Source organism: Bacillus salipaludis, assembly GCF_030938565.1.
GTDB lineage: Bacteria > Bacillota > Bacilli > Bacillales > Cytobacillaceae > Neobacillus > Neobacillus salipaludis_A.
In genome coordinates this window covers 35,402-60,574 of record NZ_JAVGVR010000002.1, presented here as the reverse complement: position 1 = coordinate 60,574, position 25,173 = coordinate 35,402, and the positions used below count along the sequence as shown (strand labels likewise).

At 34.5% G+C, this 25,173-nt stretch carries 25 protein-coding genes; 9 read left to right on the top strand and 16 right to left on the bottom strand.

Annotation, left to right across the window (positions count from 1 at the left end; genetic code table 11):
* Positions 1-28: 28 nt before the first annotated feature.
* The 3 genes from RCG21_RS31320 to RCG21_RS31310 form a co-directional block, all read right to left on the bottom strand.
* Positions 29-415: a hypothetical protein gene (locus RCG21_RS31320; RefSeq protein ID WP_308914368.1), complete on the bottom strand. Its 387-nt coding sequence runs from the start codon at positions 413-415 to the stop codon at positions 29-31.
* Positions 416-506: 91 nt separating this feature from the next.
* Positions 507-821, bottom strand: a complete 315-nt coding sequence (locus tag RCG21_RS31315) for a hypothetical protein (RefSeq protein ID WP_308914367.1) — start codon at positions 819-821, stop codon at positions 507-509.
* A gap of 168 nt (positions 822-989) precedes the next feature.
* Positions 990-1,595 carry a hypothetical protein gene (locus RCG21_RS31310; protein ID WP_308914366.1) on the bottom strand — a complete coding sequence of 202 codons (606 nt, stop codon included), beginning with the start codon at positions 1,593-1,595 and terminating at the stop codon, positions 990-992.
* Between the two features lie 261 nt (positions 1,596-1,856).
* On the opposite strand from RCG21_RS31310, the gene RCG21_RS31305 reads away from it, so the two are divergent.
* Positions 1,857-2,306 (top strand): hypothetical protein, encoded by a 450-nt coding sequence (locus RCG21_RS31305; protein WP_308914365.1) that lies wholly within the window; start codon positions 1,857-1,859, stop codon positions 2,304-2,306.
* A 235-nt stretch (positions 2,307-2,541) separates the two neighbouring features.
* On the opposite strand, the gene RCG21_RS31300 is transcribed toward RCG21_RS31305, so the two are convergent.
* Positions 2,542-3,261, bottom strand: coding sequence for a hypothetical protein (locus RCG21_RS31300; protein WP_308914364.1), 720 nt, complete (start codon positions 3,259-3,261; stop codon positions 2,542-2,544).
* 230 nt (positions 3,262-3,491) lie between these two features.
* On the opposite strand from RCG21_RS31300, the gene RCG21_RS31295 reads away from it, so the two are divergent.
* On the top strand, positions 3,492-4,025 hold the full coding sequence (locus RCG21_RS31295; RefSeq protein ID WP_308914363.1) for a DUF3916 domain-containing protein: 534 nt from the start codon (positions 3,492-3,494) through the stop codon (positions 4,023-4,025).
* A gap of 447 nt (positions 4,026-4,472) precedes the next feature.
* Here the strand turns inward: RCG21_RS31295 and RCG21_RS31290 are convergent, their stop codons facing one another.
* Positions 4,473-4,787 (bottom strand): YolC/YozM family protein, encoded by a 315-nt coding sequence (locus RCG21_RS31290; protein ID WP_308914362.1) that lies wholly within the window; start codon positions 4,785-4,787, stop codon positions 4,473-4,475.
* A gap of 1,176 nt (positions 4,788-5,963) precedes the next feature.
* Here RCG21_RS31290 and RCG21_RS31285 point away from each other — a divergent pair.
* Positions 5,964-6,503, top strand: coding sequence for a hypothetical protein (locus RCG21_RS31285; RefSeq protein WP_308914361.1), 540 nt, complete (start codon positions 5,964-5,966; stop codon positions 6,501-6,503).
* 94 nt (positions 6,504-6,597) lie between these two features.
* Here RCG21_RS31285 and RCG21_RS31280 read toward each other — a convergent pair whose 3' ends face one another.
* Positions 6,598-7,002, bottom strand: a complete 405-nt coding sequence (locus RCG21_RS31280; protein WP_308914360.1) for a hypothetical protein — start codon at positions 7,000-7,002, stop codon at positions 6,598-6,600.
* 402 nt (positions 7,003-7,404) lie between these two features.
* Between RCG21_RS31280 and RCG21_RS31275 the strand changes: the two genes are divergently transcribed.
* Positions 7,405-8,652 (top strand): IS110 family RNA-guided transposase, encoded by a 1,248-nt coding sequence (locus RCG21_RS31275; protein WP_308914359.1) that lies wholly within the window; start codon positions 7,405-7,407, stop codon positions 8,650-8,652.
* A gap of 180 nt (positions 8,653-8,832) precedes the next feature.
* Here the strand turns inward: RCG21_RS31275 and RCG21_RS31270 are convergent, their stop codons facing one another.
* From RCG21_RS31270 to RCG21_RS31255, 4 genes are all read right to left on the bottom strand, one after another.
* Positions 8,833-9,552, bottom strand: coding sequence for a cytochrome c biogenesis CcdA family protein (locus RCG21_RS31270; RefSeq protein WP_308914358.1), 720 nt, complete (start codon positions 9,550-9,552; stop codon positions 8,833-8,835).
* Between the two features lie 197 nt (positions 9,553-9,749).
* Entirely contained in the window at positions 9,750-10,571 is an 822-nt protein-coding gene (locus tag RCG21_RS31265; protein WP_308914357.1) for a hypothetical protein, read from the bottom strand.
* Between the two features lie 517 nt (positions 10,572-11,088).
* Positions 11,089-12,363 carry an IS110 family RNA-guided transposase gene (locus RCG21_RS31260; RefSeq protein ID WP_308914356.1) on the bottom strand — a complete coding sequence of 425 codons (1,275 nt, stop codon included), beginning with the start codon at positions 12,361-12,363 and terminating at the stop codon, positions 11,089-11,091.
* Between the two features lie 215 nt (positions 12,364-12,578).
* Positions 12,579-12,995, bottom strand: a complete 417-nt coding sequence (locus tag RCG21_RS31255) for a DUF4275 family protein (RefSeq protein WP_308914355.1) — start codon at positions 12,993-12,995, stop codon at positions 12,579-12,581.
* 297 nt (positions 12,996-13,292) lie between these two features.
* Here RCG21_RS31255 and RCG21_RS31250 point away from each other — a divergent pair, with 297 nt between their 5' ends.
* Positions 13,293-14,528: an IS110 family RNA-guided transposase gene (locus RCG21_RS31250; RefSeq protein ID WP_308914354.1), complete on the top strand. Its 1,236-nt coding sequence runs from the start codon at positions 13,293-13,295 to the stop codon at positions 14,526-14,528.
* A 199-nt stretch (positions 14,529-14,727) separates the two neighbouring features.
* On the opposite strand, the gene murI is transcribed toward RCG21_RS31250, so the two are convergent.
* Both murI and RCG21_RS31240 read right to left on the bottom strand, forming a co-directional pair.
* Entirely contained in the window at positions 14,728-15,525 is a 798-nt protein-coding gene (gene murI, locus RCG21_RS31245) for a glutamate racemase (protein WP_308914353.1), read from the bottom strand.
* Positions 15,526-15,564: 39 nt separating this feature from the next.
* The gene (locus tag RCG21_RS31240; protein ID WP_308914352.1) at positions 15,565-16,425 is read right to left on the bottom strand and encodes a LysR family transcriptional regulator; all 861 of its coding nucleotides are present in this window, start codon (positions 16,423-16,425) and stop codon (positions 15,565-15,567) included.
* A 122-nt stretch (positions 16,426-16,547) separates the two neighbouring features.
* On the opposite strand from RCG21_RS31240, the gene RCG21_RS31235 reads away from it, so the two are divergent.
* Genes RCG21_RS31235 through RCG21_RS31225 form a run of 3 tightly spaced genes read left to right on the top strand, consistent with a single transcriptional unit; the run spans position 16,548 to position 19,363 of the window.
* Positions 16,548-17,726 (top strand): YbfB/YjiJ family MFS transporter, encoded by a 1,179-nt coding sequence (locus tag RCG21_RS31235; RefSeq protein ID WP_308914351.1) that lies wholly within the window; start codon positions 16,548-16,550, stop codon positions 17,724-17,726.
* A gap of 24 nt (positions 17,727-17,750) precedes the next feature.
* Complete coding sequence (locus RCG21_RS31230) at positions 17,751-18,830, top strand: NAD(P)H-dependent flavin oxidoreductase (RefSeq protein ID WP_308914700.1); 1,080 nt, start codon at positions 17,751-17,753, stop codon at positions 18,828-18,830.
* A 38-nt stretch (positions 18,831-18,868) separates the two neighbouring features.
* Positions 18,869-19,363: a DinB family protein gene (locus tag RCG21_RS31225; protein WP_308914350.1), complete on the top strand. Its 495-nt coding sequence runs from the start codon at positions 18,869-18,871 to the stop codon at positions 19,361-19,363.
* A gap of 530 nt (positions 19,364-19,893) precedes the next feature.
* On the opposite strand, the gene RCG21_RS31220 is transcribed toward RCG21_RS31225, so the two are convergent.
* The 3 genes from RCG21_RS31220 to RCG21_RS31210 form a co-directional block, all read right to left on the bottom strand.
* The gene (locus RCG21_RS31220) at positions 19,894-20,295 is read right to left on the bottom strand and encodes a hypothetical protein (protein WP_308914349.1); all 402 of its coding nucleotides are present in this window, start codon (positions 20,293-20,295) and stop codon (positions 19,894-19,896) included.
* Positions 20,296-20,529: 234 nt separating this feature from the next.
* Positions 20,530-21,489, bottom strand: a complete 960-nt coding sequence (locus tag RCG21_RS31215) for a DUF4179 domain-containing protein (protein ID WP_308914348.1) — start codon at positions 21,487-21,489, stop codon at positions 20,530-20,532.
* A complete protein-coding gene (locus RCG21_RS31210) occupies positions 21,486-22,037 on the bottom strand; it encodes a sigma-70 family RNA polymerase sigma factor (RefSeq protein WP_308914347.1) in 552 nt (183 codons plus the stop codon). Before RCG21_RS31210 ends, RCG21_RS31215 begins: the two co-directional genes overlap by 4 nt.
* A gap of 327 nt (positions 22,038-22,364) precedes the next feature.
* Here RCG21_RS31210 and RCG21_RS31205 point away from each other — a divergent pair, with 327 nt between their 5' ends.
* Positions 22,365-23,282, top strand: coding sequence for an AAA family ATPase (locus RCG21_RS31205; RefSeq protein WP_308914346.1), 918 nt, complete (start codon positions 22,365-22,367; stop codon positions 23,280-23,282).
* Positions 23,283-23,804: 522 nt separating this feature from the next.
* On the opposite strand, the gene RCG21_RS31200 is transcribed toward RCG21_RS31205, so the two are convergent.
* Positions 23,805-25,100: an IS110 family RNA-guided transposase gene (locus tag RCG21_RS31200; protein WP_308914345.1), complete on the bottom strand. Its 1,296-nt coding sequence runs from the start codon at positions 25,098-25,100 to the stop codon at positions 23,805-23,807.
* Between the last annotated feature and the right edge of the window lie 73 nt (positions 25,101-25,173).

The following is a 25,173-nucleotide window of genomic DNA, read 5'->3' as shown; positions in this document are numbered from 1 at the left end:
TATTCCTCCAATTTTATTGAATTTGTACTTACATAGTAAAATGTTCTTTAATAATCTGTTTAAAATAAGGCTTAAAATCAATTTCAATCATTTGTTGAATGTCCTCATTAACAACTGTTATTAGCACACTTGAATGGTCTTTCTTATCTGCTGTAATTTCAAATTTATCAACCCGTTTTAGGTCCAAAAGTGATAACAATCTTTTGGAAGCACGCTGAGTTACTTGTATTTTGACTTCACCATAAGAAGGAGAAAGAGTAACAATAAAGTCTTCCTCTCCATTAGAAAATCGGTATGTTGCTTTATTATAATAAAATGGCAAGTCTTTCGAAGTGTTATCTAATAACGTTGGTTCGCACTCGAATAACGAAAGAAAGTCGTTTTCTTTCTGGAAATATAGCCATTTTCCCGTCACCTTTTTTATCACTATTTTAACAGTTTCTTGTTCAACTATCCTGCCCTTTTTAGCACAAGAAGCGACTGTTCATATAGAACAATCGCCCCTGTTAGCTGAACATGATACTATTCTTATCAAAATACTTCTTAATGTCCTCTGTAAAACCGTTATCTTCAATCCATTCGAATATTTCATTCTCTAACTTTTCAATTTCTTCATTTTCACCTTCATCTTCTGAATAAAGATACATATCATCAAAACGTGCTATTGCTTGAAAAAGGTTGCTTTCCTTTTCCATTGTTTCCTTTATTTCATCATCATTATCTCTACGTCTAAATTCATCGTGTAATCGATTTAACTGATGTGAACCTTTTCGTAGAAAGTACATTGCAATAAGTAACTTGCGTTTTTCGTCGTCTGTCATTTGATTAAACTTCATTAAATTCACCTCTCTATAGTCATTCCCTAGTTCATATGAGTCATAACCTTATTCAACTAACCTGCCCCGCTAGTGGAACCAGAAAGCGACATCTCATTTATTGACCCATCGCACCTGTTACTTTAAGTTACAATTCTTCACAAACAAACTATATTAATCAAAACGTATAACAATCTCAAGTCCAATGGGTTTTCCTTTAAAAGGAGTCTGATTTTCTCTAAATATAAAATTCAAACCAGATAAATCGTCTGGTAATGGAGGAGACACAATAAAGTTATTACTAATATGTCCATCTGAACCTCCTCCGCCAGTCATTCTACAATCATATTCCTCTCCTAACCATAACTCCCAAAAACTATGTCGATGGAACCTGTCTGAAGTTCGATCCTCCTCAGGTTCCCAATCAATATTAAAATTAACCACACTTGCATTTGCGTATTGCCTGATAAAAGTTACTGAATACAAACACTTTTCATTTTCCACTGACTTTGAGACTGGCAGATACTTTTGAAAATCTATTGGTTCAACCTGCGGTCGAAAATGGTCGTCATTTTCTAATAAGCCGAATAACGACCTTAATAGATCCTCATAAAGGTTAAACTTTTCTGCCCACTTTGAAATATCTTCAAGTGGTGGAAAACCTGGGTTATTGTTTGAAATTTCCTTTCTTTGTTTTAGCAAAGAACATATTTGTTCATCGATTGGGGCTAACAATTCATTATAATGATCAGTCGGTCGTTCAAACGGCATTCGTTTCATCACATTCACACCTCAAATTTAGTCTATTTTAATATTACCAGATATTGTAATTGACTGGAATCCTTTAAGCGCGAATCATGGTCAATGCTTTTTGATGGTGATACGGATATGTGAAATAAACAAATTAAGTAATTGAATTACTGACTAATCCGTGCTTCAGGAATGAAATCCTGATAATAGTTGGTGAATAATATTCACCAACTCAAAAGAAGTAATTAGTGAACTAAAAGTTCATACTAAGCTAAAAAAGGTGTGACTTTTGTGAAACAAACATCATTTCTTGTCACATTAATTTCATTACCATTACTATTGGGATTAGTTAAAGAGAAGGAAGAAGAGTGTCTTCCTTGCAAAGAATGCTACGATATAGCTTGGGATGACGGATGGGGAGAAGGATATGCGACAGGTCAAGTAAACCAAAGATATAGCATTGTTAGAACTCTTATACAAATGGGCAAAACAGACCAAGAGATTGTTTATATAGCAACAACCAGCTATGTTGAATTAAAGGACATAAGAAATCAACTTAATGTATATCATGGTTATTTTGAGTTTGAAGCATCAAGATATGAACTTATCAGGACTCTTCTAAAAGAAGGTAAAACGGATGAAGAAATTGTCAAAAAAGCACATTCAAGTTTTTATGAATTGGAACAAGTGAAAAAACAACTTAAACAGTATAATGGAAAATTCAAATGGGAAGTACAGTAAATAAAGAACCCTGCCCCTTTAGTAAAAAACGTTCCTGAATATTACCAAAACGCATTCATCGGTTGAAAAAGATAATCAGGAATTATCTGATATAAAACTCCCAACGATAACAGTAAAATCCCAAAAATTATTAAAAGCAATTTAAAAATCCATGTTGGTGCACCGAAAAGCTTCAATAGGGGTACCACCAGATAATCGCGTTTTGCTGGTGGTACCTCATATAGGTGAGATTGTCCTATGAAGGCTTATGTATTTTTGATAACTCATTCATAATGATTTCTCTAACTGCTTTATTTCCGACCGCGCCAACGTTAAACGTGTTGGTGTTTGCCCAGTAAAGCAGTCTAAAGGTTGCACCGTTGTTTAATTCGATTTCTAAAAAAACACGTTCTCCTTCAAAACTGCGTTTCTTTTGTAAAGCATGATAACCTTCTAGGTTTAACTGATACCAGGCGTTTATAAATTTATCTGTTGATTGTGCTGAAAAAGTGTATAATCGTTTGCCATCTTCTGTACTTTCGATATGAATGTTTTTTACAAGTCCGCGTAAAGGGTACAGTTCACCGGCAGTCTTAGCTTTTCCATTTTGATCGGCTACATAAATATTATTATCTGCCACGACAATAAAAGACGATGGGTATCCCTTTAATTCGTAAATAGGGGTCCCTTTTTCTAAATAAGCTGCGTCTCCATTTTTCATTTGATAATTACTGCATGCACTGTCAGCCATTTTGTACGTTACTTTCCCGATTTCTTTCCCTTTTTCAAGTGAAACAGAGACTTTTTCAATTTCCGGTTCAGGAAAATGGTGCTGATACTTAATATTGTTAATCATCAATACATCAACCCATTCAATAATCGAGTCTGGACATCCATTGTTAAAAACTGCTTTATCACATGAGGTTAATATAACTGTAAAAACGATTATCAACACCGTGTTTTTAACGAATTTCATAACATCCCCCCTATTGCTAACTTTACTATATAACTTTTCCAAATTATAACATATACCTTTTTGCTTGGGCTGCTAAAATGGCATCCGACCGCTTCATATTGTAGTAACGAAAAATGTTTTGTTTCTTACAACATGTACAAATTTATAAGGTAACTGCTAAAATTTATAAGGTAACTGCTAAAATTTATGAGGTAAGCCAATAAAAAGACAACGGGGGTATTTCTTCACGAATGGTAAGAAAAAAGAAAATTCGAGGAAAAAGAAGGAAGTTCCGTAACATCAGGAACAAAATTGCTGTATGGTCACAATCTCTTCCGGCCCCACCAGACCAAAGTCCGACGTATCTTGGGTATAGAGCATATAGTTTTAATATCGCTAAGGATTTTGGCGATTTTAATAAATTCCCTAAAGCAAATAAAAGAGAATTTCTACAAATGATTATAAACTTCGTAAAAGATTTGCATGATTTAAAAACGGATAAAGAAAAAGAATATCGAATCATCGCATATTTTCCTATGCCTGATTTACCTTATGTAGTTGTAATGATAGGTTACACTAAAGCAGGGTTAGATAGTTTTTATGCAGGGTTAAATCATAACGGCAAGTTTTCTGAGTATTTTACACCGACTGCTAATACCCAGTTTCTTGAAAAAGATTGGGGTCTATACATCCCTGAAGGGTTAGAGGTTAAAGGTTTCGAAGGAGATTCTGAAGAGTATTTTGAAGGCAGCAGTTCCATTTGGTTTGTTGGTAATGTAAAATAGTTTGTTACTTCCATAAGCGCATCTGAAGCTGCGCTTATGCTTGTTTTTTCTCCTCGTGCATTCCTAAAAGTACACCAAGTCTTTTCAAATAAACCTCTCTTTTTACCAACCGACGCACTTCTTCGATTCGATGATAAAAAAAATCGCTATTATTAATTTGGCATTTCTCCCCTGAAATAGCTTATCCGATTCCCGGTAAAGTTAAATTAATGAAATTTGAACATATTGAAACACATGAAGTTCCCCCGAACTGGCAACACATCATTAAACAATGAATTGAAAGCTAAACGCAGTATATTTGCAATTATGGCAGTATCTTTTATAAATGTAAAAAGAGCCAAAATACGCAAGTAGTGAATAAAAATTTGCATATTTTAGGCTCTTTAATTTTATTCCTTATTGTGTTAAAGCACCCGTTACTTTAAGTGTAATTTTTCACAAACTTCTTTATTTTAAAGTTAAATCATCAGGGAATACCTCAAGTTCATAACTTTCCATACCATGAGAATCTAAAATGTCTCTAAAGTATTCCTCTGCTTGTTCTTTGTATTGTGTTTTTCCAATTCTAACTGTAAGGACTTTTTCTTCTGGGCTTAACCCCATAGCGTGTACAGTAAATTTCTCTTGTGCAACATCAAAAATTTGACCAGAAAACATTTTATCAATACCATTTGCAGTATCGTTCCCTTCAAATTTATCTTGTGCGATAAAGAGGATAAATCCAGTTACAACTATACATAATCCTATAATAACCTTCTTCAAAAAAATTACCTCCAACTTCTTCTTCATAACTTCCTTATTTGGTAATATATTCTATTTTAACAATTCGCCATTCACCTAAAGATTTCCTTCTTTAACTAATCTAGCCAGTTTTGTTTAATAAAAAATGGGATTGCCGCAGCAACCCCACTGTTCAAGTCAAGCACCCGTTAGTGGAATATCAAAAACTACCTAACATATTGAAGAATTAACTGATATAATGCTATGCAAAGTCCTAAAATACACGCTTTCATTTTAGATGGATGGTATCTTTTACTGCGAAACAAGTATAAGAAAACTAATATAAATCCCAACGGAATCCATAGCTGAAAGACACCTTCTTTTGTACTGCGAGAAAAAATTGGAGCAGTGTAAGTGCTTATCATAAAGTAAAGGAAAATCGTAAAACGTCGTGTTTCTAATTGCTTGCTCCACCTTACTAAAAAGAAAATAATAATTATTGCTATAATCGTAATGTGTAAAGGGGGTAGCACAATAGCAAAGTTCCCAAATTTGAATTCCATCCTGAATTCCCCTCCTTTTTTATAGTGTATCACCATTTATGGGAAATTTTGGAGCGTTTTTATTTTTAGTCATATCTTCCTCGGTAAATATCATTTAACCATATTCCTTGTTCCACTATCCTGCCCATTTAGTTCAATTAGAAAAGGCTGCTTATGTAGCAGCCAGTCCTTGAAGGAAAGCACCTTGTAATTTCAAAAATATCTATATTACCCAAGTAAGGAGAGTAGCGATTATACAACTTTGGACCATAAGAACTCCGTATGATCTTTTCCCTGTCGCTTTGTTTGATAGGAGTTTATTTACTACAAAGCTGATTGCTGTAACTAATAAGAATGTAAAAAATAAGGTCAAAGAAAACTCATATATCATAAACTCTACCCCTCGCTTATTCAGTTTTTTTTATAATATATCCATAAAATTCTTATTCAACAAACCTGCCCCGTTAGTCGAATAAGAAAAAAGCCACCAATATGGCAGCTCCGATCTTTAACTCTTGCACCCGTTAGTTAAGTAAGAAATGTGTATAACAACTTGAAATTATCTCCAATCATTAACTTTTAAGAATGATTATAATCACCACCTGTGATTTACACTTATTAGAATTTGTATATTGCTTAAAAAATAAATAAACATAACATCAATGGAGGTGTTGGTATGAAGAAAAAACTAATGATTTTATTAAATGGGTTAATGATTTTTTTCACTTTAAATGACACAGGTAATGCAATTGGTAGTGATAAACTTTATACAAAGAAATCAATGACTACCGAAGAAGCGTACGAAGCAATGGGATATACTGATTTAAAAAAAGCAGCTAAAGAATTTGAAAAAAAGTTTAATTCAAAAATATATCTTCCCTCAATCATTCCTTTTAAAGTTACACATAGATACGGTAAGGTTGAAAAAGAGGATTCAAAAATAACTCTTGAATATCTAGGGGAAGAATTTAAAGAAAATGATCTCACAATAATCGTAAGTTTAAATGACTTAGGTAAACTTAAAAACGAATATGAGCACACGTTAAAAAACGGTACAAAAGTATCTATTCGTGAAGATAATAATCCAAACCTTCATTCCTCCACATTTTTGTCTTTTAAAATAGATAATCTTCATTATTATTTAAGTTTACATTACCAAGATAAAGATTTAGAAAAAAAGAAAATAATTGAAATTGCTGAATCCATTTATCAGTAAAATATGAAGGACAGTTTTTTTAGCTGCCCTTTATAAAACACCATAAATTACCTATTATTGAAGTAATGCACCCGTTAGTTGAAGAAGGGCTATTTTACGGACTATATCCCAAAGTCATACTAAAGAAAAAAGCATAAACAAAAAGCAATACCAATCCAACTACAAAGAAAAGAAACATAAGAATTTTTCCTTTAAGGTCTTTCTCTCTTTTAAACCAAGAAAAGCATAAGATTAGAAATATGACTGTTGTTGGCACCAAATACAGTAAAAGCCCTATTTCAGACCAATCTGAATTTTTTTCCCAATAAATATCAGGAATAGGTGGATGTTCATAAAGGTAACTAATTCTTTCTCTTACTATGATGAATACCAATGTTAGTACAATGAAGTATCCATAACCAATATATTTAATAATATTAGGAAATACTCTTGAACGATGTAGTGCAACAGCAACAACAACTAATAATGGTACCAAAGGAAAATAATCGCCCACTTCCACCTTTTTCACCTCTTTTCTTTAGAAATTTGATTAAACAAATCTTAGTAATCACTTTACCATATAAATCCATTTCTTTATTAAACTATCCTAACCTGTTAGCACAATAAAAAATGCTGCATCGATGGCAGCAGGATCTTCAATATAAGCACCCTTTCGTATTATAAGGTCAGCCAGATATTTCTGGTTGACCAATTTTTATTTGGTTTTATTATAACGGTAGCCGGGGTAGAACGTAAGCACCCGTAGGACTTAGAACCCGTCAAGTAAACCGTTCGCCCCCTACTTGCTTAAACATGATTTGGCTGGTTGGGACATAGATCTCGTATAACAAGCGAAGCTATGATACTGCAAGAAGGAATTAGGGGTACCGGTGATTTAATTATTGGAGGAGGAGATTTATCGATGAATCCAGTCGTTGGTCTGGATATAGCAAAAGGTGAAAGTCAGGTTCAAGCTTTCTTGGATAAGAAAAAACCATACAAAAGTAGTTTTAAAGTTTCACATAAACTTGAGGGATTAGATACTTTACATCAATTTCTTAGAGAAATTGAGAACTCAACAGGGGTTAAACCTCCAATTGTTCTTGAAGCTACAGGGCATTATCATACACCCGTTCATACACCCGTTGTTCAGTATTTTGAGGACAGAGATTACTTATTAATAATTATAAATCCTCTTGTCTCCTATCGAGCCAAGAGCTCAAGTTTACGAAAAGTAAAGACAGATAAAATCGATGCTAATCATCTCTGTGAGTTGTACTATAAAGAGGATTTAGAGCCCTATAAAAAACGTGGAATACATCTCTTAAACCTTCGTAATCTTACAAGACAACACGAAAACATAACAGGAATATATGTACAAGCCAAACTACAATTTCAAGCAGTTCTTGATCAGGTTTTCCCTGAATATGTAGGTGTTTTTGGGGATTTATATTCTGTTGTTTCTTTACTAACTTTATTAGATTATCCTACATCTAACGATGTCTTAGAAGCAGGAGAAGAAACGATAACAGTTAGAATCAAAGAGCACTGTAAAAGTCGCTCTCGCAAATGGGCAAATACCAAGGCAAAGGAACTTATAGATGCGGCAGCTAGGAATCCTTTTCAGAGGACTTTATATCAAAGCCATATTTTAACCCTAAAAATGTATATTAATATGCTTTTAGAATACCAAAAACACCTATCTACGTTTCAGGCTGAGATAGATGCTTTAGCAAAAGAACTTATAGAATATAAGATTATCCAATCAATCCCTGGTATCGGAGAAAAAATCGCGGCAATGATTATTTCCGAAATCGGTGAGATTGATCGGTTTAATCACCCTAAAAAACTTGTAGCCTTTGCCGGAATTGATCCCAGTATCTTTGAGTCTGGAAGGTTCAAAGGAACCGTAAACAGAATAACAAAAAGAGGATCAAGTAGGCTAAGGCGTGCCTTATATTTGGTTGTAAAATGCGCTATTCGTGATTGTCGTAAAAAGAAAACAACCAAAGAAATCATTCCACGCAACAAGAGGTTAAGAGAGTTCTATGATAAGAAACGCGAAGAAGGAAAACTTTATAAAGTAGCTGTAATCGCTTGTGCCAATAAGCTCTTACACTGGATTTACGCACTATTAAAAACCAACACTACTTTCCAAGATATCGCTTAATTTATAAATAAAACTAAACAATACAAAACCTTCCAAAAGTCGAATCTAGGAGGGTTGTTTGTCATGCGCATTTTAGTATAACATAAAAAATTTTAAGCTTTTATTGAAAAATGTTGACAAACTATTAGCTGGTTTACTTTAAGTGTAATCTTTCACAAACCTGCCCCTTTATTTAATTAACTAGAACCCTTGGAAATCTCCGAATATCGGTTGTAATAATGAATTGATAAGTGTCAATTTGTCTAAATACAAAATAATTCCCATAACTATCATAATTACCCCGCCAATTTTCATTACAGTGCTGCTGTATTTTTTTAACCACGAAAATTTAGTAATGAAAAATGCCATTAAAAGAAACGGAATACTAAAACCTAAAACATAAGCTGTCATATACCATAGACCCTGTGATGGATTTGCACCTACAAGTGCTAATGTAGCTGCTAAAATTGGACCCATACAAGGTGTCCAACCTACTGCAAAAGCTAATCCAATTACCACTGAACCTAAATAACCAGTTGGTTTATTTTGAATGTGTAGTTTATGCTCCTTCATCAGAAACTTTGGTTGTAGTAACCCAATAGTAATCAATCCAAAGACCACCATTAAAATAGCACCAATTTGTCGAATTAAATCTCCATATTGAAAATACCAAGTCCCTAATAAATTCGCACTTCCTGTTGTTCCGAATCCAAGCACTAAATAAATTATTGAAAATCCAAACAAAAAGAAAAGTGTATGAAAAATTGCTTTACGTTGTCCTTTTAATTCACCACTTTGTATCTCTGCTACACGCATTCCCGTAATATACGATAAAAATGCAGGATAAAGAGGAAATACACATGGCGATATAAAAGCTAATGCACCTGCACCTAATGCAAGTAAAATAGAAATGTCCGCCATCAACGCACCCCTTATAAAAATGTTAAATTTTAGTAGTTCTAGTATAACATACCTTTTTCTTAAACTGACTGCCCCTTTAGTGCAATAAGAAAAAGCTGCCACAATGACAGCTTGATCTACAACTCTTGCACCCGTTAGTTTAAGTACATTCCTTCACAATCCTACAATTAATTACTTTTACATAAGAAAATGCAGGATTATCTATTCCTTATATAATGACTTACAAACGCTTTAGTTTTCGTTTCATTTCCCATTTGAAAATAGCTCAAACACGATTCTGTAAACGAAACAAATTCTTTATAATTACACCTTCCCCAAGTTCCACCAACTTGTCGTCTAAACTTGATTGGAAGGTTGCCTATTACTTCAATTAATGAAAGACCTCCTTTTAATTCAGAAGGATAATATGTTCTAATATCCTCCACTTCTTCTCCATTTTGAAAAGGGATAACTATTATTTCAGCATTTATAAAATCATCTATATTTGGTTTATCTTCCTTATTTATTTTAGTTCTTGCAATATAGTTATAATTCATCGTTCCCTTATATACTTCATCAAGAACGACTGCTCCTCCGTACCGACCATTGTTCATTTTAAAAATGAAGCAGTCTCCCTTGTTAAATAATGGAGGTTCGGCACTTTTATTCTGTTTTCTATTTTTAGGAGTTTCTTTTTCTATTGAAATTTTCTTTAAAAATTGTTCCAATGCTTTTTTTCTTTTCATTAAATGTTCATCAGTAGCCTCGCGTTCTTTCCAAAGCTCCAAGTCTTGTCCATTATTTATAATTTCTTTGACTTTATTATAAACAGCAGTCTCCAATGATTTACATTCCCATTGTGCTTTTGCCAAAGCAAACCAAAACTCATTTGGTTCCATAACAAGTAGGTCTTCAAAATTGTCTAACAAAAGATTTGTAATATCTGCTACTTCAAATCCTCGATTATAGAATGAAAAAAATCCTTCATATACTTCACAAAATGTATCATTACTTCCAATGCTTGTTCCCCAGGTTCCCATTATTAATCCCTCTCAATTGTTGTACTACTTTCTTTCGAAATATCTAGAAGGTATTAATTCTTTACTTATATAAATTTCTCCTTCTTTCACTCCCTCAGATTAATACGATTTTCTCCCGAATACTCGCTTATTCGCAGGATTTCATAACCATTGATATAGGAATAACAATTTAATGGAATGAGGTCAGATCATAAAGGCTTCGTGAAGGCATAGTTAAATAGAGGAGTAAAGTGCAACTCCACAATTTACCATATAATGTACATGCTCCACGCCTCCCCAGGAGGCTTTCCCTCCCATGTCTCAACGGGTCAATCGCCCTCTCATTCCTTCGTCATGCCTATCCAAGGGGTGGAGGCCAGTTATGCTAACCTGATGGGTCCGTGCCCTTTCGTGAAAGAAATCTGGTACTCCGTACATATTTGAAATCCTACGAATAAGCCAACATTCGGTAAATCCATGATTATATTTTATATATCCATCCTAAAAGTGGACGAATAATCTTCGCTTCTGTAAGTTATTAGGCCGCCAACGGTGATAATGGTTGAAGTTTATCAGGACAATAGGTTTCATTACGTCGAGAAAGACCTACAAATATTCTAGCCAACTTTCCAATTAGTTTCATAATGGATTTCATTTTCTTCATTTTTTTTACTTTAACATTATGAGAATGTAATGCTTTAAATTCTGGGTTGTTCATGACAAGGCTCATTGTTGCTAAGTAAAGGAATCGTCGAAGTCTCGACCTTCCGCGCTTTGAAATGACAATTTGGCCTCTCCACTTTCCTGAACTTGCTTCAGCTAGATGCAATCCTGCATGCCTTAGTAGAGAATTACCGTGGGAGAAACCACTTAAATCTCCTGCCTTACCTAATATGCCAGCCAAAGATACTTCACTAATTCCTTTGATGGTAAGCAGTTTCTTAGCGAAAGGAATTTTGTTTAACGCTTCGGTGACTTGTTGTTCAACTCTTTCGAGTTGTGTTACAGCTAAATCATATTCCTCTAATAACTGTTCTAAATGAAATTTATAAGCATCAAGTGCTTGTCTAGTACCGACAGATTTCTTAGCTAATTGAAGGAGTAATAGGGCCTTTTTTAATCCAGGCTGTCTCTTCATTATAGATTTCCAACCTGCAATAACCTCATGAGGCTGCATAATCTCTAAGTCCGTAGGGGACGGAAATAAACGGAGGGTGGCGATTGCCCCCTTAGCCTTAATATCTTTAAACACCTGTCGGAGTTCAGGAAAAACAATATCTACCCAACGATTTAATTGATTGATAGAACTAACAAGGCGCTTAACTACTACATCACGGTTAGACATAAGAACCCTTAGTTTTTCGAATGGTTCTGATGTGTACCTAACCTCTGAGTAGTAACCGTTCTTCACCATATCAGCTATAACTAAAGCATCCTTTTTATCGCTTTTTGACTGGGTATTATCACGATTTTCTTTATTCTTTTTTACTAAAAGAGGGTTTACTGTCACAACCTCAATATCTTGTTTAAAAAGCCATTTTGAAAGATTGATCCAGTAGTGTCCAGTTGGTTCCATCCCAACAATAGCTTCATCTAAATTGTTTAATCTTTGAAGATTTTTAATCCATTTTAGTAAACTACCAAATCCTTCTTCATTATTATTGAATGTGAGTGGATCCCCGACTACAATTCCACGGAAATTTACGGCTCTGGCCACGTGAAATTGTTGGGCTATATCCACGCCAACAACAAGATGTTTAACGGAAATTCTTTCTATCAGTTGATTTTGTTTGTTTTGCATTTTAAACTTCATAGTAGGGTTCCTCCTAAAGTTGTGAGTTAGAGTGGTGTCTATACTCATATCTTACTGAGGAGCCCTATTTTTTTCAAAGTCGAAAAATAACGTTCTACAGGAATGCTAACCTGCCCTGTTAGTGGAACAAGCAAAAAAGGCTGCCGAAGCAGCCCAATCTTATTTAACTCTTGCACCCGTTACTTTAAGTGAAGTATCTCACAAAAAGATTGTTTTTAGGATTTTTGAATAAAATACGGTCCGAGTCCTAAGTCAGTTTCGTGAGTTATGATAAAGGTCCATTTATTATCCCAATCCATGATATAAATGTCGCTATAATCTAAATAGTTTTCTTTATATGGTAAATCTTTAACTGTAAGAGTTTTGGCATTTTGAACTAAGTAAGCTTCATCTGTGAATTGATAAAAAATTGTACATTTATTCTTTGTTTGATTTTCAAATGCTTTTATAGCTTTTTCTTTTTCAAGGCATTTTACCTTTTCTCCACTACATAGGTTCCACAAAAAATGGTCCAAGCCAATCGATTTTTGTTCCTCTTTTGATAGATGACTTGCAAAACTTTCACGCCACTTTTGCCGTAAATAGTGTCCCCACTTTGGTATTTCCACTATCTTTAATTCTTTATTTTTCATCCCAATTAACCTTTCTCTACAATATTATATTAAAGTAAAGCACCCGTTCGTATTATAAGGTCAGCCAGAAAATTTTTCTGGTTGACCATTTTTTATATCGATATATGATAGCTGTAGCCGGGGTAGAACGTAAGCACCCGTGGGGCAAAGACCTCGTCAGCTAAACCGTTCGCCCCCTACTTGTAGAAACATGTTTGAGGCTGGTTGGGACTACGATCTCGCATAACAAGCGAAGCTATGATACTGCAAGAGGAATTAGGGGTAACCGGTAATTTAATTATTTGGAGGAGATCTGGAATGAATCCAGTCGTTGGTCTGGATATATCAAAAGGGGAAAGTGAAGTTCAAGGATTTTTAGATAAAGGAAAACCTTATCGTAAAAGCTTTAGCATCAAGCATGATCTCGGAGGTTTAGGATCATTACTTAAGTTTCTTAAGGAGATAAAAGATGTAACTGGTAAACAACCTCCGGTTGTATTAGAGGCTACGGGGCATTATCATGCGCCAGTTGTTCAGTATTTGGAGGATCGAAATTATTTATTAATAATCATCAATCCATTGATTTCCCATAGAGCCAAAAGTTCAAGTTTACGAAAAGTGAAAACAGATGCAGTTGATGCTTATCGGCTCTGCGAGCTTTACTATAAAGAGGAATTAGAGCCCTATAAAAAGCGTGGAATACGACTATTAAATCTGCGTAATCTTACTAGGCAACATGCAAATATAACCGAGATATATGTACAAACCAAATTACAATTTCAAGCTGTATTAGATCAAGTATTTCCTGAATATAAGGGAGTTTTTGGTGAGTTATACTCTGTAGTATCTTTACTTACCCTGCAAAAATATCCTACATCCCAAGATATCTTGGCTGCTAGTGAAGATGAGTTGGCTGATGGTATAAAACAGTTATATAAACATGGATCAAAAAAATGGGTACAAGAAAAGACACAAAAACTTAAGAATGCCGCAGCTCGAAATCCATTTCAAGAAACTTTATACAAAAGTCATTTAATAAGCATGAGTATGTATATTAATATGCTTCTTCAATATAAAGAGTATCTATCAAAGTTAGAAACAGAGATAGATACTCTCGCTAAGGAAATTGAAGAATATAAGATTATCCAATCTATCCCTGGTATTGGTGAAAAAATCGCGGCAACGATTATTTCCGAGATTGGTGAGATAGACCGGTTTAATCATCCAAAAAAGCTGGTCGCATTCGCTGGAGTTGATCCAGAAGTATTTGAATCTGGTAAATTTAAAGCCACATTAATACGAATTACAAAGCGTGGTTCAAGCAGACTACGGCATGCCTTGTATTTGGCTGTCCGTGCTGGAATACGTGACGCTCGTAAAAAGAAAACAAGTGATGAGATCATCCCTAGAAATAAGAGATTAAGAGAATTTTACGATAAGAAACGCAGTGAAGGTAAATTGTATAAAGTAGCAGTTATTGCTTGTGTTAATAAGCTTTTACATTGGATATTTGCCATATTAAAAAACAAGACCACTTTCCAAGATATCGCTTAAGAACTATATCTAACTAAAAACAGAAAAACCTTCCAGTAACCGTTTGACGGAAGGTTATTTGGCATGCGCATTTTTAGTATAACATGGGTAATTAAAGATTTTCAGTGAAAAATGTTGACAAACTATTAGCTGGTTTTGTTTAAGTACAAAATTTCACAAACTTATTTTCAAATAAGTTGTCGAAACAGATTATTTTAATTTAAACTCCCGTTGTTAAAGAACCTATCCTATCTAACATTACCAACAAATCATTATAATTAGATAAAGTTTCTTTATCTTCAACTTTAAAACCAGATTTAAAAAACAAAATATCCCCTGTTCCATCGTTAATTTGATTCCTTGCTTCGAGAATTCGTTTTAAATTCTTTGCAGTTCCAATACTCCCAGAAATAATGTCTACTCCTTCAGAAAATACTTTCTTTATACTATTTTCAAAATAAGGAAAATGGGTACATCCAAGAACAACAGTTCCGTACTCCTCTAAATCCAACGCACCTAGTTTTTCCCTTAAATATGGAACAACTATCTCTTCTCTAAATTCAAACTTCTCGGCAAATTCTACAAGACCAGGAAGGGGCAAACTTTCAACAATATCGTGATGATCTATACTTTTCACAAGGTTATGGAACTTTTCCTCTCTTAGTGTCAAATTAGTTGCTAACACTAATACTTTTTTTCGTTTTCCCTCACAGCTTTGAACAGCAGGTTTTACGGCTGGTTCAATACCCAAAATAGGGAAATCATACTTTTGGCGAAGATCATCTACTGCAATACTGGTTGCAGTATTACAAGCAATGACTAATGCTTTAATTCCTTGATTAGCCATAAAATCAACTGCATTAAAAATATATTCCCTCACTTCTTTTTTTGGTTTTTCACCATATGGTACGTGTAAGGTATCCGCATAAAATAGGTAATCCTCATTCGGTAAAAACCTCAATGCTTGATGAAGTACAGTCATTCCACCTATGCCCGAATCAAAAAAACCAATTTTCATTACTTTCACTCTTCTTTTCAATTAATTTTATAAGTCCATCTATTTTTTTAACATATCAATAAATTTTAATAAAGACGGTTGCAGGTACGTTTCTTTTCGAAAAATAAACATTGTTTTCATGTTTCCATTAAGATTCGGTAATGAATGTTGTTTAAGAGTTCCTTCTTGTAAATGTTTTGCAATGACACTGTAGGGGAGCAAACTTATACCTAGACCAGCAGATACACAACCTATTATCCCATCAACAGTGCCAAATTCCATTATCTTATTAGGTATCATCTTCTCTTGGTGTAACCATTGTTCAAACTTTTCCCGATAAGCACATCCTTTATGAAAAACAAGCAGTGTCCTTGTTTGAACATCTTTAATTGAAGATATAGGAGGATGATCTTTATCCGTAATGAGAACTAATTCTTCTTCAAATACTTCTTTCTGAATGAGATCAGGATGATTGATAGGTCCAGCCACAAATGCCCCATCAAGCTCATACTGAAGAACGCCTTGAACATTTTCTTCCGTAGAACCTGTTTTTAGGGTTAGATCAACGTCGGGATAGTCTTTAAGGTACTTTGAAAATAGGGCTGGTAAACGAACTGCGGCAGTTGTTTCCATAGAACCAATAATTAAAGGGCCCTTTGGTGTTTGATCATCATTCATCACATTTTTTGTTTCTTCTATAAGGTCAAATATTTTTTCCGTGTATGTTAATAACATGCTTCCTTTGGCTGTTAAAGCAGTCCCACGATTATGTCTATAAAATAAGGTTGTTTGAAGTTCCGTTTCCAATTGTTGTATTTTCAATGTGATATTCGATTGTGCATATTGAAGTTCTCTTGCTGCTTGTGAAATACTCCCTAGCCTTGCAACAGTTTGGAAAATTTTTAATGTATGCAAATCCATAAAAATCCTCACCCCTTTTTTGCCATCTTATTAACTGATGGCAAATATCAATATTATGTATTATTCAATATACCAGAAAAGAGATATGATTTAAATATAATCATTTTATTGGAGGTTTTTATTTGAAGAAGCAATCTTTTCTATTTTTAATAGGAGGAATACTTTCTCTAATCATTGCTATGGGAATTGGACGATTTGCATATACTCCCATTCTTCCGCTTATGCAAAAAGATCTTTCTTTCTCCAATTCAATTGCTGGTTATTTAGCATCAAGTAATTATGCTGGATATTTGCTTGGAGCAATTTTAGCAGGCGTTATTCCCTTAAAGGGACATAGAGCGATGTCCCTAAGAATTAGTCTAATCATCAGTATAATAACCACAGCCCTAATGGGTTTAACATACTCTTATTTACTTTGGTATGTGCTTCGATTTATATCAGGGGTTTCCAGTGCCTTTGTGTTGGTCCTAGCTTCTGGTATCGTGTTAGATAAACTCGCTGCTATAAGCAAAACCAGTTGGTCGGGTCTATTCTATGGAGGGGTAGGATTTGGAATTTTTTTATCAAGTTTAGTTATTCCGAGTTTAAACCATTTATTTCAGTGGCAAGGTACATGGATAGGATTGGCTATTGTCAGTGGAATCCTAGCTATCTTCGTATGGATATGGCTCGATGAAGCCCCAAACGATATTGAGATGAAAAATAAACAAGAAACTTTAGCACTTGTCCCCCCAACTAAATGGCTCCTATGGTTGACTATTGCCTATGGTTTAGAAGGATTAGGCTACATTGTTACAGGAACGTTTATTGTATCTATCGCTTCCTCATCCTTTCATAAAGGTGCCACCTTAGTTTGGATGATGGTTGGTTTGGCTGCGATTCCTTCCTGCCTTATCTGGTCTTTACTAGCTAAAAAATGGGGTTACGTGAAATCATTAGTGCTTGCAATGGTATTGCAATCCTTGGGTATGTCTTTGCCAGCCTTTTGGATTTCAAAATCTAGTTTTATCATAAGTGCTTTATTATTTGGAGCTACGTTTATGGGTATCACTACACTTGCTACAACATTGGGACGACAAATGAATCCATCTAATAGCAGTCGAACGATTGGCATTCTAACCGCTATTTATGCTATTGGACAGTTGATTGGTCCAACTCTTGCTGGAATCATATCATCATTCACCCATAATTTTGATGCTGCTTTGATTGGAGCATCTGGTGTCGTTTTAATTGGGGCAGGTTTGCTTTTAAATGGAATTCAGTTTGAGAGGAGATCTAAAGGAAAATTAATATGTAAGTAAAATTGAAAAACGAGGTGTGGAATGATGTTAAATAATAAAATGACAGAACTTCTGAAAATTAAATATCCGATTATACAAGCTCCTATGGCTGGGGGAGTAACAACTTCGAAATTAGTGGCTGAGGTTTCAAATTCTGGAGGTCTTGGGATGATTGGAGCAGGGTATATGACCCCTGTTCAAATTCGGGAACAAATCAGGGAAATAAGACAGTTAACTTCAAATCCGTTTGGGATTAATTTATTTGTTCCTAACGAATTTAAAGTTACAGACAATGAAATAAAATCGGCTAACCAACTCTTAAACCCCATTCATCAACAATTAAATTTGCAGCCAAAAGATGACTTTGAAATTCCTATTTTTAATAATGTACTTGAAAAATTTAATGAACAAATTAAGGTTATAATTGAAGAAAAGGTTCCAATTTGTACTTTTACATTTGGCATTCCTTCAAGAGAAGTGATTGCTGAATTAAAACAATCTAACATTATTCTGGTGGGTACTGCTACAACCGTTAGGGAAGCAGTTGAAAATGAAAAGACAGGAATGGATATTGTTGTTGTTCAAGGTAGTGAAGCTGGTGGACATCGTGGGAGCTTTAACGATGGTGATCAAGAAAGTTTAGTTGGTTTAATGTCACTAATCCCACAGGTTGTTGACAATGTAAACATTCCTGTTGTTGCTGCTGGAGGAATTATGGATGGGAGAGGGTTAATGGCTTCGATTTGTTTAGGAGCAATGGGTGTACAAATGGGTACGGCTTTCCTGACTTGTGTTGAAAGTGGCGCACACCATGTTCATAAGGAGGCAATCCTTAATGCTAATGAAGTTCAAACTGTTTTAACTCGTTCATTTTCTGGTAAATGGGCAAGAGGAATAAAAAATAAATTTATTTTAGAAATGCAGAAGCACGAAGCACTTTTACCAGACTTCCCAGTTCAAAATACATTAACCCATGATATTAGAAAGACTTCAAGTGCACAAAATAATCAAGATTTTATGTCGCTTTGGTCTGGTCAAAGTCCAAGATTAGCTAAAAATCAAACCGTCGATTCATTAATTAAAAATATTGTAGTAGAAGTTGAAAAAATAAATTTTAATATTTAAATTGTTACTGGAATAGTTCCTGACCAGGAGGAAATAAGATGAAAAACTACATTTTTAAACAATTAAGATTTGTTCGAAAAAACACAATCAATTTCGTCCCAGAAATTAATGATGAAGCATCGCTGTTTATCCCAGAAGGATTCAATAATAATATAAAATGGAATATAGGACATATATATGTTGTGCAAGAAAAGTTCGCATATTATTTTATTAATGAAAAAATGATTATACCGAATAACTTTTCGGAATTATTTACTACTGGCACAAGTCCCACCAATTGGGGGAATCAGACGTTACCAACGATTAGCGAATTAATCCAATTATTAAAAAATCAAATCGACAGAATCGAACAAGCATTGGAATTCCGGTTAAAAGAAGTTATCGAGAAACCTTTTACTACGTCAACAGGTCTTACTTTATCAACAATAGAAGAATTACTCAGCTTTTGTTTATATCATGAAGGTATGCATTTTGCGACGATAAAATCATACCAACGAATTATTCAGAATGAGAGAAATGATAAGGGTATTTAGAACAAATAAGTTTCCTTCTTCTTAAACAATTATTAAATAACCTTTATTCTTAGCACCGTCATAAAAATGGACGGTGCTATATGTGTTAAGCTTAAAATTAAATTATTAATATCTCACTTAAGCTTCTTTATTAGACAATTTCTTCTAATTTCTGATTTTCTTGTTAAACTAAACTGCCAGTTAGTACAATAAGAAAAAGCTGCCGCAACGACAGCCCTGTTCTTCAACTCTTGCACCCGTTTGTTTAAGTAGATTTATTCACAAACTTCGTTTTTTTATCAAAATTAACGGGCTTCTCTTTGAAGTATAAGTATAAGAATCATAAATACGCATATGAATTCTGTTCAAATCTCACAGTGAAAATCACAGTAAAAAAACGCTGTTATAAAATGATCAACAACGTTTTTTTGTTGGATTTCTCTATTTTAAAACTGTTTCGCCTGGGGTAAATGCTTCATATTGATTATATTTCGTTGTTATTGATGAAATAAACCAATACTCTTTAAATGGTTCTAGATTTTTTTCCACAGTTATAATTTTCTGCCCACCACCAAAATCTCCATATGATGCCCATAAATCGTATTTAACGGTATACCGCATTTTGGATTCGCTAAGCTTTCTACTTTGGTAAAACGAAAGTTACTAACCGAAGGGCTTGACTGACCTGTCACCCAGCGAGTTTGCTCAAATTTTCTCCTTGATTGTTTTTGAAGCGAAGGGGACAACATCGCATACTGGACAGCACCGCTTCGATTATTCACGCCTAATATCCACAATTCAACGGCTTGTTTCGGTTCTCCTATGTGCAAACCAGTCATAAAAGACAGTAACTGGCTTTCTAAAAGATTGAGTTGTTTTGGAGCTGCTAGTGCAGGGGTGTTATTAAATAGCATTAATGAAAATAAAAGTATAATAAATCGCAATAAATTCACAATACCATCACCTTAAATTAAAATTAGGTGTATTTTCCCCAAAGTTAATCTCAGCTATCCTTCTCCACAAACCTGCCCCTTTAGTTAAATAACGGGTAACAAAAAAAGACTGCCGAAACAGTCCGTTTGTTGTGAAACAAAAGCACCCGTTAGCTTAAATACATTATTTTACAAACTAAGTATAGAGGTTTTTGAATTAAAAGTATAAATAGTGCCTTTTGTGATTTTGATAAATCATTTGTTTGATACAGGCATTTTCTGATTTTCAATTGTAATAGATGCTACATTTTTGAGGTCAATAACTTTCCTATTTGCTCTTGATCCCGTTGAAAATACTGCCCGATTATTGTCTGCCATGTAAGCATATAAATTTACAGTTGTACCATCTTTATAAGTTACAAATGTATTGTTGTTCCAGCCATCCCAGTCTACCCATGAATCTCGATTAATGCTATTAATGGAGGATAAAGTGTGAAAATTTATTGTTAGTCCTAGTGGGTCTAAGCTTATTTTATCAAACTTTACATTTGCTCCATTGTGTAGGGAGAAGTTGTTATTAGCAAATATCTCAAGGGTTTTTACTTGTGCAGGAACTTTAAACTTGACCGACCAATTTCCATTGTATTTTTTCCCATTATCAGTAGTGATAGAGTGAATAGAGTAAGTCATTGTTTGACTTTGCTCTCCATTTATATCCGCCATATAAGTAATTGTTTTAGTGGCAGAATCATAGTCAAGATTATCCCATCCAAAATTTGCGTGCAGTTTTGTCGTTTTACTTAATCGGTCATCTGTTTTATCTGTTAACGTGAAGAATATCATTACATCACCAGAGGGATTGTGAATAACCGACAATAATCTCAGCTGAATTCCATCATGTACAACTTCATTATTCAAAACAGTACCATATTGATTTATATATGACGTTCCCCCTTCACCAAAAATTCCATGATAAATGGCAGTCAATTTATCTGAATTTGCATAAACCAACCCTGCAGAAAATAGTAAACTAGCTGCCATTACCGCAGCAATTAGTGGTCTCTTTTTAGTATGTTTCTTTTTTATCTCAGATGTTTTCTCAATAAAACGGTTCATAATATTTTTATCGTTTTGCTCTGAATATGTAGGAGCATAATTAAGTAGTTCATCGATTTGTGTTTCACTCAAATCTGAAATCAATTGATTTGTTTTCAAACCGTACCTCCTTGGTCCGCTAGCAACCTTTTTAGTTTTAATTTCCCTTGGTATAGCCTGTTTTCAACTTCTTTTACATTGATGGAAATTTTTTTTGCGATCGCAGCTGGTTTTTCCGCAAGAAAATAGCGACGTATCATAATTTCTTTATCAGGTTCATCAAATGATTTAATGGCTATATAAAGTTGTTCACATGTTTCTTTGTTTAAAACATAGTCTAGCAAATCACCATTAGAGGCATGATTGGAATCGTTCAGTTCAACGGCTTTCATTTTTGTCAATTGTCGGTATTTATCTAAGGTTTTATTTCTTGCAATCGTAGCTAAGAAAGTTTTCAAAGTTCCTTTTTTCGGATTAAATGATTTTGGGCTCTCCCATAGCTTGATATAAACATCACAGATACATTCCTCAATATCCTGTAGTGTACCAACCTCATTCAAAATCCCACCAATGATAACCCATAAAAGTTTATTATATTTGCTCATGATTAATGAAAAATCGTCTATCTCATGAGCTTTTAACCTTTTTGATAATATCTCATCATCCAAGTTCGCATCCCCCAACCCGTATTCTATTGATAAACGTTTACATCATATAATACGAATAAACTCAAAAAAACACTTAAAAATATTGTCGATGGACTAAAATAATCCATCAAAAAAGTCCGTTAGTGAAACAAGAAAAAAAGACCGCTGCAGCGATCCTCATCTTTAACTCTTGCACCCGTTAGTACAATAAGAAAAAGGGATTGCCGCAGCAGTCCCATTCTTATACTCCTGCACCCCTATAGTAAGAAGAGAAGGTATGAATAGTCTAATTTAACACTTTTAATACCTCATAGACTAAGGTATTCCTACACTTTAGAAGAAAAAGCGTTGCTGAACAACATAAATTCAACCTTCACTCTATATTTCTACAAACGTGGTAAAATGATAATAGTATTGATTATAGCTATTCATTTTCCAAAAGGAAGGTTTACCCATATGATATATTTAAAAAGCTTTAAACTTTCCCCTCATACAGTCAAGAATCCTAATGCCTATCCATACAATGTGTTTAGAAAAATAACTGGAGAAGTGTTTGTCTTTAATAACATTACAGTTTTGTATGGTAACAACGGTTCGGGCAAGTCCACGCTGTTAAATTTAATAGCAAACAAGCTGAATATTACGGGGGCTGAGGACCTTACAAATAATGGCTATAATACATACCCGCCAGATTACATGATGGATTGTTCATACAACCTAGGCGAAAATAAGAGTGACGGAGAGTCAAATCGAATACCGCCTAATAGTCAGTACATCAAAAGCGAAGATATTTTATATGAGATTAAGAAGATTCAGCAGGAAGCAGTTCTTAAGGAAGGTTACCTGTACCAGCACTCTAAATTGGGGTATACTAAGGAAAATTTGGAAAAGTTGAAACACTCTTCACAGATGTACAAACAAATCGAGATTATGAAGTTTGCCAATGAGAAGTATTCTAACGGGGAAACATCCATGCAAATATTTGATGAGTATCTTGCCCCTAATGGATTATACCTACTCGATGAACCTGAAACATCTCTTTCACCGACAAACCAAATTCAGTTGGCGGAAGAAATCAATAAACTGGCTAGATTTTTTAACTGTCAGTTTGTTATAGCGACACATTCGCCATTTATGTTGGGAACACTAGATGCTAAAATCTATAATCTTGACGCCCCCCTTTTGAGAACCTATAGATGGACTGAACTTGAAAATGTAAGGTATTTCTACGACTTTTTCAGAGACCGTAAGAATGAATTTGAATAAATGACAGAAACATTTTTGGGCACTTCAGAAGGCATATAATAAAGGAACCAACAAAAATGTAAAATTATTTACTTTTGTAGGTTCCATTATTGAACTATTCTCCCTCAATAAAGAAAGCAAAATCTCCTGATTTCTCTGTTTTTCTTAGATTTTCATAGTAGTTTACCTTTCGGTAATTACTTAATTGTTGGGTGAACATTACTGAAAAGGATAAAACTGGACCATTTGAGAAAAAAGACTTATAGCCCACTAAACCAATCACTTACAGAAATTGGAGGATGAGTAAAAATATGATCGCATTGGTGGATATCCACATTTCTCATGGAGGTCAACCCTCCCATGCCTCACAGAGTCTTCGCTCTCAAATTCCTTCGTCCAACCTTTCCATGAGGTGGATGTCAGCCATGCTGCCCCACAGGGTCCTTTGCCCGTAATTTAGTTGCTTTGCCGACTAATCCATGCTTCAAATGTACCCAAATCTAAAAAATACTCAGCTACTATTTAATCTAATCTAAAACAGAATCAAGCGGCCATTTCTATGTTTTTTGCTACTGATAAATGAGGAACATCCTTTAACATCTTTTCTTCACTGAATTCAAATTGCTTTTTACTTATACTAAAGAAAATACGAATCAGTTTATTACATAATGCAATAAGGGACTGCATCTTCTTTAATGGATTGTCAGAACGTTGAGTATAGTAAGCATGTAATGCCTTAAATGCTGAATTTTTTGCAACCAGAATCATACACACTCTAAACAATAGAGCCCTCAGTTTCTTCCGACCCCTTTTTGTGATCGTTGTTTTTCCCTTGTGCTTACCAGAAGTATTTTCTTTTAAACTTAAGCCTGCTAGCTTAATAATTTGTCTGGGATGAGTATAATCATTGAGGTCACCTACTTCCGCAAAGAAACCGGCAACCGTATCCCTTCCAACACCTTTAATGGCTAACATTTGTGGTACACCAGGTATTTTATCAAGTAAAATATCTATTTTTGAACCTAAATCTTCGAATTTAAGCTGAATTAAATCATATTTATCAAGTAACGTTTTCAGTTCCAGTTTAGCCATATCAGAGCCTTGACGAAGTCCGATGGACTTACTGGCTGCTTGCTTTAACTCTTGAATCTTATTAAGCCCTACACTCCGAGTAACGGCTTTTCTTAAGTGAGTAAGCAGTTCTTGATCAGAGAAATCTATTATTTCATGTGGTAAAGCATATAGTTTTAAGAATTGTAAGGCCGCTTTTCCTTCCCACTTCTTAAAGACTGTAAGAAATTCTGGAAAGTACCGATCAATCCAGTTATGGACTTGCCCTTGGACCGTTTGGAGGTCATCAGTTAAAAGATCGCGTATTTTTTTCGCCACTCGGAGTTCTGCATAAACCCCTTGTGGTATTGTAGGTTCGGCGTATCTTCCGTCTTTGACCAACTGGGCTATGACTTTAGCGTCTTTTACATCATTTTTAGTTGGTGAATTATCATCGAGTTCCTTGCTTTTCTTTACGTGCAATGGATTGACTACTACAAACTTAATCTCATTTTCCTTTAGAATATGTGCCAGGTTGAACCAATAATGCCCTGTCGGTTCCATCCCAACCACAACTTTATCCATGCTTTGTTCTTTCTTTATTTCCGAAATCCACTTAAGAAAATGATAGAATCCCTCTTTTGTGTTTTCAAAATAACAAGTTGACCCGAACTCTATTCCTCTAAAGTCCTGGGCACGTGCCACATGCTTGAATTTAGCGATGTCGACTCCTATAATAAGTGTTTGTGAAGTAATTTGAGCAATCTTCTTATTTTGGTTATAATTCATTTTAAAGCCTCCTGGTATTTGAGTATTGTCCTTTTCGCTGGCCAGCTTCAGGACACTCTCATTCTACCAAGAG

Excerpts from the sequence above, each read along its gene's own strand:
- RCG21_RS31295 (WP_308914363.1), top strand. The coding sequence starts at position 3,492 with ATGGTAAGAAAAAAGAAAATTCGAGGAAAAAGAAGGAAGTTCCGTAAC.
- RCG21_RS31250 (WP_308914354.1), top strand. The coding sequence starts at position 13,293 with ATGAATCCAGTCGTTGGTCTGGATATATCAAAAGGGGAAAGTGAAGTT.
- RCG21_RS31255 (WP_308914355.1), bottom strand. The coding sequence starts at position 12,995 with ATGAAAAATAAAGAATTAAAGATAGTGGAAATACCAAAGTGGGGACAC.
- RCG21_RS31270 (WP_308914358.1), bottom strand. The coding sequence starts at position 9,552 with ATGGCGGACATTTCTATTTTACTTGCATTAGGTGCAGGTGCATTAGCT.
- RCG21_RS31230 (WP_308914700.1), top strand. The coding sequence starts at position 17,751 with ATGTTAAATAATAAAATGACAGAACTTCTGAAAATTAAATATCCGATT.
- RCG21_RS31265 (WP_308914357.1), bottom strand. The coding sequence starts at position 10,571 with ATGGGAACCTGGGGAACAAGCATTGGAAGTAATGATACATTTTGTGAA.
- murI (WP_308914353.1), bottom strand. The coding sequence starts at position 15,525 with ATGAAAATTGGTTTTTTTGATTCGGGCATAGGTGGAATGACTGTACTT.
- RCG21_RS31315 (WP_308914367.1), bottom strand. The coding sequence starts at position 821 with ATGACAGACGACGAAAAACGCAAGTTACTTATTGCAATGTACTTTCTA.
- RCG21_RS31285 (WP_308914361.1), top strand. The coding sequence starts at position 5,964 with ATGAAGAAAAAACTAATGATTTTATTAAATGGGTTAATGATTTTTTTC.
- RCG21_RS31225 (WP_308914350.1), top strand. The coding sequence starts at position 18,869 with ATGAAAAACTACATTTTTAAACAATTAAGATTTGTTCGAAAAAACACA.
- RCG21_RS31300 (WP_308914364.1), bottom strand. The coding sequence starts at position 3,261 with ATGAAATTCGTTAAAAACACGGTGTTGATAATCGTTTTTACAGTTATA.
- RCG21_RS31260 (WP_308914356.1), bottom strand. The coding sequence starts at position 12,363 with ATGAAGTTTAAAATGCAAAACAAACAAAATCAACTGATAGAAAGAATT.
- RCG21_RS31240 (WP_308914352.1), bottom strand. The coding sequence starts at position 16,425 with ATGGATTTGCATACATTAAAAATTTTCCAAACTGTTGCAAGGCTAGGG.
- RCG21_RS31275 (WP_308914359.1), top strand. The coding sequence starts at position 7,405 with ATGAATCCAGTCGTTGGTCTGGATATAGCAAAAGGTGAAAGTCAGGTT.
- RCG21_RS31310 (WP_308914366.1), bottom strand. The coding sequence starts at position 1,595 with ATGAAACGAATGCCGTTTGAACGACCGACTGATCATTATAATGAATTG.
- RCG21_RS31200 (WP_308914345.1), bottom strand. The coding sequence starts at position 25,100 with ATGAATTATAACCAAAATAAGAAGATTGCTCAAATTACTTCACAAACA.